The sequence below is a fragment of the Falseniella ignava CCUG 37419 genome, assembly GCF_000301055.1.
Classification (GTDB): domain Bacteria; phylum Bacillota; class Bacilli; order Lactobacillales; family Aerococcaceae; genus Falseniella; species Falseniella ignava.
In genome coordinates this window covers 339,829-353,104 of the sequence record NZ_JH932301.1, presented here as the reverse complement: position 1 = coordinate 353,104, position 13,276 = coordinate 339,829, and the positions used below count along the sequence as shown (strand labels likewise).

The window sequence follows — 13,276 nt, the reverse complement described above, 5'->3', positions numbered from 1 at the left end:
ACCTCAAAAGCCCCCGTAAGACAGAATAATTAAACCCTTACCTATTCGCAATTTAACTTCTTGGAGATTTATAACTCGGTATATTTTTCTTTACGCCCTTTGCTCTTTGCGACAGGATATTTCTGTTCATTTTTCGCTAACTTATTCAGCACCAACTGATTGATATCCAATTCAAGATTGGAAGCTAACATCATGGCGTAGATAAGTACATCCGCAAGCTCTTCTTCAAGTTGGGATAATTTATTTTGGACAGCTTCTTCACTCGAACACCATTGGAATACTTCTAATAATTCCGCCGCTTCTAAAGAAATTGAAATCGCTAAATCTTTTTCATTGTGGTATTGCCGCCAATCCCGTGCATCACGAAACTGATTAATCTTCTCTATCAAATTGTCCAATCTCAATCTCTCCTCTCTGGGCTTTTAGTAGAATTTATTGCGCGTCAAATCTCACTCACTCCGATTTTTTATCATTGAAAAGTTTGACTTAAGTGTATCATAAGCTTCCTTGAATAAACAATTCCATGAGTAACGGTTCTCTCTTTCTTTTCAAGTCAAATTCATAGTATAATGATAAAAGAAAGAAGGGATATCATGCAAAATCGTATTAAAAATTTCGCAAAATTAGCCATTGAAGTGGGGATTAATGTGCAACCTGGTGAAGATGTGCTTATTACTTCACCCGTTGAAAGTCCAGAACTTGCTCGCTTGATGACCGAAGCGGCTTATGAAGCGGGCGCTCGCAATGTGTCCATTGATTGGATCGATTATCCAATCTCTCGAATGACCTATCAATATCAAGATATTGAGACGCTGAGTGAAGTGCCAGACTATCAAGTAGAAAAAACCCGTTACCAAATTGCGGAAAAACGTTCGAACCGTATCTCAATCTCTGCAGCAGACCCAGATATGTTCGCTGGTTTGGATGAAGAAAAAATCTCAAAAGCAGTCCGTGAACGTAGCTTGAAGATGAAAGAATTCGTCAAATATACGATGAATGATATTGTCAGCTGGCTCGTCATTTCTGTTCCAACTCGCAAGTGGGCACAAAAAGTGTTCCCATCATTAGATGAGCAAGCAGCTTACGATAAACTTTGGGAAGTTATCTTAGACGTTTCTCGTGTAGCTGATAGCTGGGAAGAAACTAAATCTAACTGGGAAAATCATTTAGCAATACTAAATGAAAAAGCTCGTTTCTTAAACGAACATCAATTCGATAAAGTACATTATCAATCAAGCAACGGAACTGATTTAGTGGTGGAATTACCTAAAAACCATATTTGGATGAGCGCGGGCTCTAACAACGAAAAAGGCGATGCATTCGTTCCGAATATTCCAACTGAGGAAGTCTTTACGGCTCCGTATAAAAAAGGTGTTAATGGTCGTTTAGTCGCAACAAAACCGCTTGTTTACAACGGGGTTGTCATTAATGACTTCGAATTTACCTTTAAAGATGGTGCTGTCGTTGATTTCAAAGCGGCCGAAGGCGAAGCGACACTCCAACAAATGTTAGACAGTGATCCGAATGCTCGTTACTTAGGTGAAATTGCCTTAGTACCACATCATTCTCCAATCTCTGATTCAGGCATCTTATTCTACAATACACTCTTTGATGAAAATGCTTCTTGTCACTTTGCACTGGGGAAAGCTTATCCAACGAACGTTGAAGGGGCTACTGAACTTGCTGATGATGAGCTGGAAAGTGTCGGTCTTAATGACGCTTTAATCCATGAAGATTTCATGGTGGGTGCGCCAGACCTTTCTATTAAAGCCTATAAAGGCGGCGAAGTTTATGATATCTTTGTCGATGGAAACTGGGCTTAATCGATTAAATTCATAAAAAAGAAGATTGAGTCGTTGAGGTGACCCTCAACAACTCAATCCTTTTTTGTATCCATTACTTATCTTGATAGCCATTTGGATGGCGCTGATGCCACTGCCATGCAGTCTCAATAATTGGTTGTACCTCGTCGTACTTCGGTTCCCAACGCAAGACTTGGCGTGCTTTAGAGCTCTCTGCAACTAAACGTGCCGGATCCCCCGCACGGCGTTCGCCAATTTCCGCTGGAATATCTTTGCCCGTTACAGCTTCAGCTGCTTGCCACATTTCCTTCACAGAGTAGCCGCGGCTACTTCCTAAGTTGAAAATTTGACTGTCTGAATGACTTTCTAAATAATGGAAAGCTTGAACGTGCGCATCAATTAAGTCATCAACATGAACATAGTCGCGAATACAAGTGCCATCCGGAGTTGCATAGTCATCCCCAAAAATTACCAGCTTCTCTCGTTGACCGAGCGCTGTTTGCAAAATAATTGGAACTAAATGCGTCTCTGGTTGATGATCTTCACCGATGGAACCATCTCTACGTGCTCCTGCAACGTTGAAGTAGCGAAGTGATACATAACGTAAATCATAAGCTTTAGTACACCAATGGATCATCTCTTCCATTATTAACTTGGTCTCACCATATGGACTTGCTGGACGTGGTTGTGTCTCTTCGGTAATATATTCCATTGGCACTTCCCCGTATACAGCCGCTGAGCTCGAGAAGATTAACTTATCAACGCCAGTTTCAACCATTACTTCGAGCAAAATCTGCATGCCGTATACATTATTATTGAAGTACTCGAGTGGCTTATAGACCGATTCGCCTACCAGTGAATACGCTGCAAAGTGAAACACCCCATCAAAGTGATGTGCTTTAAATATTTCGGTTAGAGCTGTTTTGTCTCGCAAATCGCATTCATAAAATGTTGCGCTTGGATGCACAGCTTGGCGGTGTCCCGTCGATAAATTATCAACGACAACGACTTGGTAACCTTCATCAACTAAGGTTGCAACAGCATGACTTCCAATATAGCCTGCTCCCCCAATTACTAATACTTCTTGCATCATTGATCCTCCTTATAATTGTAACGATGCGATAAATCGCTCGAGCCCTTTCTGTCCTGCTTCATCTTGCTTAAAGACACCTGCATCTTCTAATACTCGAGTAAATTTATCTGCAATACCTTGGCGGACAACTTGTTGTGCTCTTTCGCCACCTTCAACTTTCGGTAACGATAACGCCCATTCCTGATGATTTTGGGCCACAGCTTCAATCGGAATCAACCCTTGTAAATATTGAGCGACTTGCTCGGTTTCCTGTTTTAAGCGTGGCGGCAGAATTGCCAATCCCATCACTTCAATTAACCCAATATTTTCCCGCTTAATATGTTGAACATCTGGATGCGGATGGAAAATACCTAACGGAAATTCATCCGTTGATCGATTATTGCGTAAGACGAGATCCATTTCATAATCTTGTCCGATCCGGCGAACAATCGGCGTCACCGTATTATGCGGTTGGTCGGTATAAGCTTTAATCTCACAATTAAGATCTTCATATTCTCGCCAAGCAGTCGTAATCTGATCCGCCACTTCTAGAAGCGATGGTCGATTCGCGCTTCGAAGACGCAACACAGACATCGGCCAGTGAATCGTCGCTAACGTGACATCTGGGTGTTGGGTTATCGGATATACTTTGCGTACTTGCGCTCGTTCCATTGGAAATTCATAACGCCCTGCTTGATAATGATCGTGTGTTAAAATCGATCCACCTACACCAGGGAGGTCCGCATTTGATCCGATAAAATAATGTGGGAACTGCGTTACAAACTCTAATAAATGATCTAAACTTTCACGGTTAATGCGCATCGGAAAATGTTGTTCATTTAAAACAATCGAATGCTCATCGTAATAGAGATACGGTGAATATTGGAAGCCATACGTTTCCTCTCCCAATGTCAATCGGATAATGCGGTGATTTTGTCGTGCCGCATGATTGTAGTGGCCTCGATACCCTTCATTTTCCATGCAGAGTGGGCATTTCGGATAATTGACCTGAGGGAGCTCTCGTGCCCGTGCAATTTCAACAGGGTCTTTTTCTGGTTTGGATAAATTAATCGTAATATCCATCTCACCGTAAGGTGTTGAACCTTTGAACGCAATATTCCGGGCAATATTTCGCGTTTGAATATAGTTATTCGCTTTAGATAATTGATAGAAATAATCCGTTGCACGTGGTGGGTCCAATTGGTAGAGTTCCCAAAAACGTTGGTTTACCACACTCGGTAACGGTGTTATTAAATCCATCACCGCCGCTTCAAAGATTTCACGGGCCGCTTGTTGATTTTCAATCAAGCCGGTTTGGATAGCATAGGCGACAAAGATATCCATAATCTCTAACAAATCCGTATGGGTTGATTGAAGCTCGTCTCCGGTATATTCATCCAAGTCTAATAAGCGCAGCAATTGGTTACGAAGATAGTAATGATCTCGTGGATCGACATAACCTTTTGCTGATGCTACGAGTGGGAAGTCATGAATCGCTTGATTGACTTGTTCAAGCATCACTGTCATCTTAACTCCCCCTTTCGTTATTTTGGCATACTTTTTTCGTCCCATCACCAACTTGAGCTGTGTAATAATCGCCATGTAGCCCCGTTGCTTGATAATAGGCTGATTCAATCTTTTCAATGGTCTCAGCTAAGTAGTGGTGGTCGACTAGCGCGATGGCACAGCCGCCCATTCCAGCCCCTGTCATTCGAGCACCTAAGACAGCCGGCTGCGCCCAAGCTGCTTCTACCATCGCATCCAGCTCAGGTCCCGTTACATCATAGTCATCTCGCAAGCTTTGATGGGAATGATTCAACAGTTGACCGAACGTAGCTAAATCACGTTGAGTTAAAGCCATTTTCGCTTGTTGAGTTCGTTCATTTTCACTGATAGCGTGGCGTGCACGACTTCGTATAACTGGATCTTTAATCAGGCTCGAGTAATTGCTCCACTCATCCCAAGATAAGTCACAGAGATTCTCAATGGGAACTGCTTGTTGCAATTCTTGCAACGCTTGTTCACATTCTTGACGACGTTGATTATATTTTGAACTGGTTAATTCGCGTCGTTTATTCGTATTCATAATCAAAATAATATAATCACCAAACTCAGCGGGAACCCGTCCATAATCGAGCGTATTGACATTTAAGTAAAGCGCCGCTTCTGCCTCACCCATACCAATCGCAAATTGATCCATAATTCCAGTCTGTAGCCCTAAGTAATCATTTTCTACACGTTGCCCGATTCGCACCAGGTCTAATCTGTCAACGGTTTGATTGAATAAATCATTAAGCATGACCCCGATTAAGAGCTCTAAAGAAGCCGAAGAAGATAACCCGGCACCATTGGGGATATTGCCCCAAACTACTAAGTCAAAACCTCGGTCTACCGATTGATCTGTTATTTCGTTGAAATAAGTGATGACGCCTTTGACGTAATTTACCCAATTATGGGACGCTTGGTACGATAAATCATCCAAACTAAATTCAATGACACCCGCGTCCGATAGATTCATCGAATAACAACGGATGGTTCGATCTTCTCTTAACTTAACTAACCCATACGTCCCCATTGTAATGGCACAAGGAAAAACATAACCCCCATTATAATCGATATGTTCACCAATTAAATTGACTCGGCCCGGTGAGAAATAAAATGCTTCGCCTGACGATTGGAACTGCGTTTCAAATGTTTCTTGTAGTTGATTTAATACTTGTTGTTCATCTTTCATTTTGCGCCTCCTCTTTCAATGATTAACGGCGACGCATTGTTTTACGGATATCGAGCGCTACGGCGATAACAATAACAAGCCCTTGGAAGACATTGGTCATCTCTGGTGTAATACCTAAGAATTGTAGACAGGTCTTTAAGAGTTCGAAGACTAAAACCCCCACTAAAATTCCGGTTACTTTACCAACCCCACCCGCAGTCGATACCCCACCGATGGTTGCTGCAGCAATGGCTTCTAATTCGTAACCTGTCCCAGCAGATACGGCTGCCGAACCTGTTTTAGCGGTTAATAAGAACCCTGCTAAACCATATAATGCTCCCGCTAAGGTGAAGATAACAATTTTAGATTTAGTGGTATTGACACCGGATACTTCCGCGGCGATTTCATTCCCACCAATGGCATACATATGTTTACCATAGAGTGTAAAGCGGTATAACATATACATAAACACACCCACTGCTAACGCGATAAAGGCAATGTATGGAATATAAACGGCACCTAATTTAATCCCTTGTGCCCCAAATTTACTAAAGGTTGTATTTAAAGACCCGATTGGCTGGTTCTTAGAAAGCATCATATTCAAACCATAAATCGCAATTTGCGTCCCTAATGTCGCAATAAATGGAGGCACGTGTAATTTCGCAATGACTAGCCCGTTAAAGAGCCCGAACATTAAACCAACACCCATGGCCACTAGTAACGTCACTAAAATTGGTGACCCAGCCACACTTGGATATAAAACTCCTGGTGCATCTGGACGTTGTAATAAGATTGCGGTCGTTACAGCGGTAATCCCAACGATTCGTCCGGCAGATAGGTCAGTTCCTCGAATAATCAAACAGCCGGATACCCCTAATGCAATGATGAAACGTACCGAAACGTTCGCTAAAATATTTTTTAAGTTATTGAAACTGACAAAGTTATTTGCTACGACCGCAGTATAAATACACATTAAGATAATTACGACGACGAGCGCATTTTCAATCAACCATTCTTTCCAGTTAAATTTTGGTTTGATGGCGATGATTTCACCTTTTTTATTTTTTATTTGATTCATTTGTTTCTCCTCGCATTCTGTATTAATCCGGCATAAAGGCTGTTGCCAGCTCCATAATATTCTCTTGGGTCGCTTCTTCTCGATCTAAAAATCCAGAGATACGGCCTTCACACATGACCATCACTCGATCGGACATGCCAATAATCTCGCCCATTTCAGAAGAAATTAAAATGACAGATTTACCTCGGCGAGAAAGTTCATTAATGATTTCGTAAATTTCATATTTCGCTCCAACGTCAATCCCTCGGGTCGGTTCATCTAAGATAAAGATATCTGGGTCAGTTGCTAACCAGCGTGCTAAAATAACTTTTTGTTGATTCCCACCTGATAAGTTTTGGATTAAGGTTTGGCGTGTTGGTGTTTTTACATTTAATGAGCGAATTCCTTCATCTACCATATCGTTGACAGATTTCTCCTTAATGAGTCTGAATTTCGATAAGTAATCTCGTAATGAAGGAAGGGCCGTATTATCCGTAATCGATAGAACCCCAAAAATCCCTGAATGACGTCGGTCTTCTGTAACAAAAGCAATCCCATTTTTATTTGCATCTTTTGGATTTTTTATTTTTACTTCTTGACTGTTCATGCGAATCTTACCTTCGGGTTCAATTTCACGCAGACCGTAAATGGCTTCCATTAATTCGGAGCGTTGCGCCCCAACAAGACCGGCAATTCCTAGCACTTCACCTTTACGTAATTTAAACGTACAGTCTTTGAAAGATTGAGGATTCGGTGATGAGAAGTTCTCAATTTCTAAAACAGCTTCCTCAGTATAATGCGGTTGGTAATCTGGATAAACATTCGATAGTTCACGCCCCACCATATGGCTTATAATTTCTTTAACAGAAATTTCTTTGGCATTATACGTTCCGACGTACTGACCGTCTCGCATAATCGTAATTTCGTCTGAGATACGCTTAATCTCATCCATCTTGTGAGAAATATAAATAATTCCAATACCTTGTTGACGTAAATTATCAATCACCCGAAAAAGATTTTCGACTTCATTTTCCGTTAAAGAAGAGGTCGGTTCATCCATAATAATGACTTTCGCATGACGTGAAATCGCCTTTGCAATCTCAACCGATTGTTGTTGTGAGATGGTCAAATCACCTAGCTGAGTATTCGGATCAACATTCAGTCCGATTTCATTGAGATAATGTCTGGCTCCTTCGTTCATCTTTTCATGGTCAACGAAAAGTCCATTCTTTGGATAATCACCAAGGAAAATATTTTCGGCAATCGTCATTTTCGGTATCGGTTGTAACTCTTGATGAATCATCGCAATCCCATGATCCAAGGCTTCTTTTGAGTTGCTGAAGTTTACGTCTTTCCCATCAAAAATAATCTCGCCGGCGTCACGATAGTAGATACCATAGAGACACTTCATCAATGTTGATTTTCCAGCGCCATTCTCTCCCATCAAGGCATGGACGGTCCCCTTACGCAAAGTCAATTGGGCTTTATCCAGCGCTTGAACGCCCGGGAATGCTTTATCGATATCTTTCATTTGTAAGATAATATCTTGATCTAATTCCACGATATTTTCACATCCTTTATGATATAAATAAGGCGTCTACAACGAGTATAGACGCCTTTGGAGCCTAAAGATTTATCTTATTCGCCGTATACTTCTTTTAGACGAGTTTGATATTCTTCAACACTTTCTTCTCGATAATCAAGGCGTTTCAACTCAGCCTCTTCTGGCTTCGTCACCTTGATATAATCATGCCAGAAGTATGGTGAAACTTCTTCACCTTGAAGTAAGCGAACTGCTACTTCTGCTGCCGTATGAGATTGGTTATAGTGGTCGTTAAGAACCGTTCCTGTAAATTGGTTTTGACCTAATAATTCAACAACTTCTGGTAAAGCATCGACCCCAACAATATAAATATCTTTGTTAATTTCACGTCCAGCACCGTTAATCGCTTGAACAGCACCTAGAGCCATACCATCGTTATTCGAGAAAATAACTTCTAGATCTTCACCATATTGTGATAACGCGTTGGCTGCAATTTCTTGACCTTTCGCTTGGTCCCAGTTACCACGTTGCGCTTCACCTAAGATTTCAGTCTTTATTGTTTCTTCAAGACGCTCGATTGAGTATTGCGTACGTTGCTCAGCGTCCACGTTCCCAGCATCACCCATAATCATAATGTATTTCACAACACCGTCGCCGTTAATGTCACCATGATTTTCAAGTTCAGCAATCATTTCACCTTGGTAAACACCTGATTGACGGGCATCCACCCCAACATAGGTTGTTTTACCTGGCCATAATTCCATCGTAGAAACTTGTGGCTCACGGTTAATTAACACAACTGGAATATCTGCTGCTTGCGCATTTAAAATAATTTGGTCAGCCCCAGTTGGATCAACTAAGTTTGCAATTAATAAGTCTTTACCTTGAGCGATAAAGTTATTTAATTGTTCAGTTTGAGTTGCTTGGTCATTTTTACCATCTTGGAACTCTAAGTTATAAGTATTACCATCTTTTTCGCCTAACTCTTTGAAGTACTCTGCAAGTTCATTACGGAATAATGTCATAAAGTTATCGTTATATTGGTAAATCGCAACACCGATTTCATACGTTTCGCCTTCGGCTTTAATTTCAGGAAGAGGCGTATATAAGCCGACTGTAACGGCTAAAATAAATAATGCTGCAACTAATTTAGTTAATTTTTTCATACGATTATGCTCCTTTTTAAATTATTTCATAGGTTACTTGGTATAAGTAATCTGATTCAAGACGTGGAACGTCTGTGTCGAAATGATGCAAATAGTTTGGTAACCGTTGCATCTCAAAGGTGATTCCAGCATAAGGTTCTGCTTGAATTCCATCATTTATAATTTCTCCATTCGTTTGATTCATTGTGTAGATAACACAACTTTCTTGATTGGAGAAGATGCGTATACCCCGTTGGTGATCGGCCGAGAATAATTCGACTTTAGGCTCCATGTCTGTATTCTCTTGGAATAAGTAGGCGAAATCGAGTCCGCCTCCTGTTCGTTCAGCCATCGGGTTTTCTGCTTTCATCATTGACTCAATTCGAGTCGGTTGCGTACAATTATATACTTTGTACGGTGAAGTTAACATTGCGTCTAGTTCTCCCGTCGCCACACCGCTTTGATTGAATAATTGTAATTGTGCGGGGGCAAGCCTCAACCAATGATTCGTAATCGGATCTGCTTTCGATTCATTTAAGTTGAAGAAAGCATGGTTAGTCAAGTTAACTACGGTAGGTTCATCTGCGTAGCCTTCGATGGTTGTAATCAGACGATTTCCCTCCAAGCGATACGTTAACGTAAAAGTCATCGGTGCATAACACTCAGATGCTTGATCTGTTAAGCTTAACTTCGCTTCAGTCGGTGTCAATTCAACCAAATCCCATAATGCTAACTTCATACTTTGGTGACCTCCGTGCAGGTGAACGTCTGATCCTTCATTCGCATCCAATGCCACCTGTTTACCGAGGTGGTCCACATAATAGCACGGTGAGGTGCGCCCTGCGTTACGTCCGACAATGGTACTTAAGTACAAATCATTTGTCTGGTAATCCGACAAATTGTGATATCGTAAAAGATAATTATAATCTTTGCCTAGATAAGTTAAACAAGCTCCTTGACGTATAAATCGGACTTGCAACTGATCATTCGAGAGGTGATATTCTTCCATAGCCCTCCTTTCTACTGGAAACCCTTACAACGATATTGTATTCCTTTTCTTTTTGTTTGAACATGATATTTTGCCTAAATTTCATGTCATTTTGTTGCGCTGATGGTATAATGTTTTCAATGTAGGCTAATTTTTGTCACAATTACGCTGTCTTTGGCTTTATAGGAGAGATTTTATGAAAAGTTTTTGGAAGCATTTATTTATTGATAATCAAGATATCGCCTTGATAGAAGTAGGTGCTCAAAATTTTGTCCCAAATCAAATTAATGATTATAACGTTAAGCATGATTGGGTTATCCATGCGGTCCTTTCCGGTCAAGGGTTCTTTCAAGTTGATGGAAAGGGTTATCACTTGAAAGCGGGCGATGGGTTTATTCTACGAAAAAATAAGCATGTCTATTATGTGCCAGATGAAAAGGATCCATGGTCTTTATGCTGGGTCGGACTTGGTGGCGAGCGCATCGCTCATTACTTTCGTGAGACAACGTTGATACAAGATAATACATTGAACTTCAACCAACATCCCGGTCTTTTGCATCATTTTACAGATTTTGTAGAATTATTTGTTCATTTTACACCCCAAAATATGAGCGACAAGTTAGTCGTCTTTAGCAAGTTGTATTTTTTACTGGCGCAAATTAATGAAGCGTGTCAAATTGCAACGCACCCCATCGATAGTTACCAGTTAAGTGAGCCTCATTTGGCAGAAAAAGTGTATGATTATATCTCGGAACATTGTTTGAATAATTTAACGGTGCTGGAGGTTGCGGATGCTTTTGATTTGAGTCGAAACTATTTATTCCGTCTTTGTAAGTCTTACTATGATCAGTCGCCAAAACAAATGATCCAAGAGTTGCGAATGAATCAAGCCGCTCAATTATTACGCGGTTCTAAAATGAGTATTAAAGAAATCGCCAACCGTATTGGTTATAAAGATCCGTTTGTTTTTTCGAAAATGTTCAAAAAATATTATTTAGTTAATCCGAGTGAATTCCGACAATTAAGTGAACAAGAAATCGATCGTGCGCTCTTTATTCGGCCGAAATTCTTAGAGAAACAAAGCCATACTAAATAAAGCGAAATATGATACAATATTCAAGAATAGATTCAACTAAAATAAATACGGAGGTTCTACCTATGAAACCTGTCTATCCACAATTAGTGAATGGCGAAACTGCCTTATCTGTTATCGGTCTCGGCTATGTTGGGATGCCGATTGCGATTGGCTTTGCTAAACAAATTAAAGTCATTGGGTATGATAATAACCCAGATAAAGTTAACTTATATCATCAAGGAATTGACCCTACGAATGAGGTCGGCAATCAAGCGATTCAAGAAACAACGTTAGAATTTACCAGTGATCCCTCGGAATTGAAGCGTGCAAAATTCCATATCGTTGCCGTTCCGACTCCTATCAATCAAGATAAAACACCAAACTTACATCCCGTAACGAGTGCCACCCGAACTGTTGGCGAGCATTTAACACCGGGTTCGATTGTTGTCTATGAATCGACCGTCTACCCTGGCGTCACGGAAGATATTTGTATCCCATTACTTGAGGAAGTTTCAGGGTTAACGCACGGCAAAGATTTCGTCGTGGGTTATTCCCCAGAACGAATCAATCCTGGCGACAAGGTCCACACGTTTGAGACAATTATTAAGATTGTTTCTTCAAGTGTTCCTGAATACTTGGATGATATTGCAAAAGTCTATGAAATGGTCGTTAAAGCTGGCGTCCATCGCGCTCCGAGCATGAAAGTCGCCGAAGCGGCCAAAGTGGTCGAAAATTCACAACGCGATATCAATATCGCTTTTATGAATGAGTTAGCACTGGCCTTTGACCGAATGGGCATCGACTCACACGATGTCATCGAAGCAATGAATACGAAATGGAACGCCCTCGGCTTCACCCCAGGATTAGTGGGTGGCCACTGTATTGGAGTCGATCCGTATTACTTTGTCTATGAAGCTGAAAACTTAGGTTACAACAGCCAAATTATCGCTAACGGGCGTCAAATCAATGACGATATGGGCTACTTTATTGCTGAAAAGCTGATTAAGCAGCTCATTAAAACGGGCAAAACCCCAATTCAGGCGAAAGTTGCGATTCTTGGGTTGACCTTTAAAGAGCACACCCCAGACGTACGCAACTCTAAAGTAGTTGATATCGTCGAAAGACTCGAGGAATTTGGCATCCATCCAGTCATTAGTGACCCATGGGCTGAAGCATCTGAAGCGGAAGCAACCTACGGACTTGAGCTTACAGCATTTGAAGACTTGAAAGACTTGGACGCGGTTGTCGTTGCCGTCGCACATAACGAGTTCAAAACTCTTACGCTCGACCAGGTGTCACAACTTTTCGCCGCTTCACTCGAACCGTCAGAGCGCGTGATTATTGATGTGAAGAGCTTATGGAATAAAGATGACTATCTTGAAGCTGGATACTGCTACTGGAGACTATAATTTTTATTTTGAGGTTAAAAGAAGCCTGCACCAGAATTTTTCTGTTGCAGGCTTTTTGTGAGGAAAAAGGGAGAGTGGAGGTCTGGATTGAGGGAGTGGGATGGCCAGAGGTGGCAGGATTGTTCAGCTCAAGGCGGAGAGATGAACAAAGATGGCGAGATTGTTCGGCTCAGGCAAGCGAGGTGAACAAAGATGAGGAGATTGTTCGGCTCAGGCACGCGAGGTGAACAAAAACGAGTCTCTAACTCCAGCTCAGCCACCCCCAGATGGAGTTCCACACACAACAACTCCAACTCAGCCTCCCCCAGACGGAGTTCCGGCTCAGCTAACTCCAGCTCAACCACCCACAGATGGAGTTCCACACACAACAACTCCAGCTCAGCCACCCCCAGATGGAGTTCCGGCTCAGACAACTCCAGCTCAACCACCCACAGATGGAGTTCCACACACAACAACTCCAGCTCAGCCACCC

General features: G+C 41.6%; 12 protein-coding genes. 3 read left to right on the top strand and 9 right to left on the bottom strand.

The genetic code is table 11. From position 1 onward, the window contains the following. Positions 1–68: 68 nt before the first annotated feature. Positions 69–398 (bottom strand): nucleotide pyrophosphohydrolase, encoded by a 330-nt coding sequence (locus HMPREF9707_RS05860; RefSeq protein WP_006701778.1) that lies wholly within the window; start codon positions 396–398, stop codon positions 69–71. A gap of 195 nt (positions 399–593) precedes the next feature. Here HMPREF9707_RS05860 and HMPREF9707_RS05855 point away from each other — a divergent pair, with 195 nt between their 5' ends. After that, entirely contained in the window at positions 594–1,823 is a 1,230-nt protein-coding gene (locus HMPREF9707_RS05855; RefSeq protein WP_006701777.1) for an aminopeptidase, read from the top strand. A 73-nt stretch (positions 1,824–1,896) separates the two neighbouring features. On the opposite strand, the gene galE is transcribed toward HMPREF9707_RS05855, so the two are convergent. The 7 genes from galE to HMPREF9707_RS05820 form a co-directional block, all read right to left on the bottom strand. Beyond that, positions 1,897–2,892: a UDP-glucose 4-epimerase GalE gene (gene galE / locus HMPREF9707_RS05850; RefSeq protein WP_006701776.1), complete on the bottom strand. Its 996-nt coding sequence runs from the start codon at positions 2,890–2,892 to the stop codon at positions 1,897–1,899. Between the two features lie 12 nt (positions 2,893–2,904). Beyond that, positions 2,905–4,401, bottom strand: a complete 1,497-nt coding sequence (locus HMPREF9707_RS05845) for a UDP-glucose--hexose-1-phosphate uridylyltransferase (RefSeq protein WP_006701775.1) — start codon at positions 4,399–4,401, stop codon at positions 2,905–2,907. A 1-nt stretch (position 4,402) separates the two neighbouring features. Further along, positions 4,403–5,608, bottom strand: coding sequence for a galactokinase (locus tag HMPREF9707_RS05840; protein ID WP_006701774.1), 1,206 nt, complete (start codon positions 5,606–5,608; stop codon positions 4,403–4,405). A 22-nt stretch (positions 5,609–5,630) separates the two neighbouring features. Continuing rightward, positions 5,631–6,665, bottom strand: coding sequence for an ABC transporter permease subunit (locus HMPREF9707_RS05835; RefSeq protein ID WP_006701773.1), 1,035 nt, complete (start codon positions 6,663–6,665; stop codon positions 5,631–5,633). 22 nt (positions 6,666–6,687) lie between these two features. Then, positions 6,688–8,205 (bottom strand): sugar ABC transporter ATP-binding protein, encoded by a 1,518-nt coding sequence (locus HMPREF9707_RS05830; RefSeq protein WP_006701772.1) that lies wholly within the window; start codon positions 8,203–8,205, stop codon positions 6,688–6,690. A 77-nt stretch (positions 8,206–8,282) separates the two neighbouring features. After that, positions 8,283–9,353 (bottom strand): galactose ABC transporter substrate-binding protein, encoded by a 1,071-nt coding sequence (locus tag HMPREF9707_RS05825; RefSeq protein WP_006701771.1) that lies wholly within the window; start codon positions 9,351–9,353, stop codon positions 8,283–8,285. A 16-nt stretch (positions 9,354–9,369) separates the two neighbouring features. Continuing rightward, on the bottom strand, positions 9,370–10,341 hold the full coding sequence (locus HMPREF9707_RS05820) for an aldose epimerase family protein (RefSeq protein ID WP_006701770.1): 972 nt from the start codon (positions 10,339–10,341) through the stop codon (positions 9,370–9,372). Between the two features lie 175 nt (positions 10,342–10,516). Here HMPREF9707_RS05820 and HMPREF9707_RS05815 point away from each other — a divergent pair, with 175 nt between their 5' ends. Both HMPREF9707_RS05815 and HMPREF9707_RS05810 read left to right on the top strand, forming a co-directional pair. Further along, on the top strand, positions 10,517–11,416 hold the full coding sequence (locus tag HMPREF9707_RS05815; protein ID WP_006701769.1) for an AraC family transcriptional regulator: 900 nt from the start codon (positions 10,517–10,519) through the stop codon (positions 11,414–11,416). 62 nt (positions 11,417–11,478) lie between these two features. Further along, positions 11,479–12,804 (top strand): nucleotide sugar dehydrogenase, encoded by a 1,326-nt coding sequence (locus HMPREF9707_RS05810; protein ID WP_006701768.1) that lies wholly within the window; start codon positions 11,479–11,481, stop codon positions 12,802–12,804. Positions 12,805–12,932: 128 nt separating this feature from the next. On the opposite strand, the gene HMPREF9707_RS09085 is transcribed toward HMPREF9707_RS05810, so the two are convergent. Further along, a partial coding sequence (locus HMPREF9707_RS09085) for a hypothetical protein (protein ID WP_198003487.1) occupies positions 12,933–13,276 on the bottom strand: 344 nt, incomplete at its 5' end.

Excerpts from the sequence above, each read along its gene's own strand:
- HMPREF9707_RS05855 (WP_006701777.1), top strand. The coding sequence starts at position 594 with ATGCAAAATCGTATTAAAAATTTCGCAAAATTAGCCATTGAAGTGGGG.
- galE (WP_006701776.1), bottom strand. The coding sequence starts at position 2,892 with ATGCAAGAAGTATTAGTAATTGGGGGAGCAGGCTATATTGGAAGTCAT.
- HMPREF9707_RS05845 (WP_006701775.1), bottom strand. The coding sequence starts at position 4,401 with ATGACAGTGATGCTTGAACAAGTCAATCAAGCGATTCATGACTTCCCA.
- HMPREF9707_RS05840 (WP_006701774.1), bottom strand. The coding sequence starts at position 5,608 with ATGAAAGATGAACAACAAGTATTAAATCAACTACAAGAAACATTTGAA.
- HMPREF9707_RS05835 (WP_006701773.1), bottom strand. The coding sequence starts at position 6,665 with ATGAATCAAATAAAAAATAAAAAAGGTGAAATCATCGCCATCAAACCA.
- HMPREF9707_RS05825 (WP_006701771.1), bottom strand. The coding sequence starts at position 9,353 with ATGAAAAAATTAACTAAATTAGTTGCAGCATTATTTATTTTAGCCGTT.
- HMPREF9707_RS05820 (WP_006701770.1), bottom strand. The coding sequence starts at position 10,341 with ATGGAAGAATATCACCTCTCGAATGATCAGTTGCAAGTCCGATTTATA.
- HMPREF9707_RS05815 (WP_006701769.1), top strand. The coding sequence starts at position 10,517 with ATGAAAAGTTTTTGGAAGCATTTATTTATTGATAATCAAGATATCGCC.
- HMPREF9707_RS05810 (WP_006701768.1), top strand. The coding sequence starts at position 11,479 with ATGAAACCTGTCTATCCACAATTAGTGAATGGCGAAACTGCCTTATCT.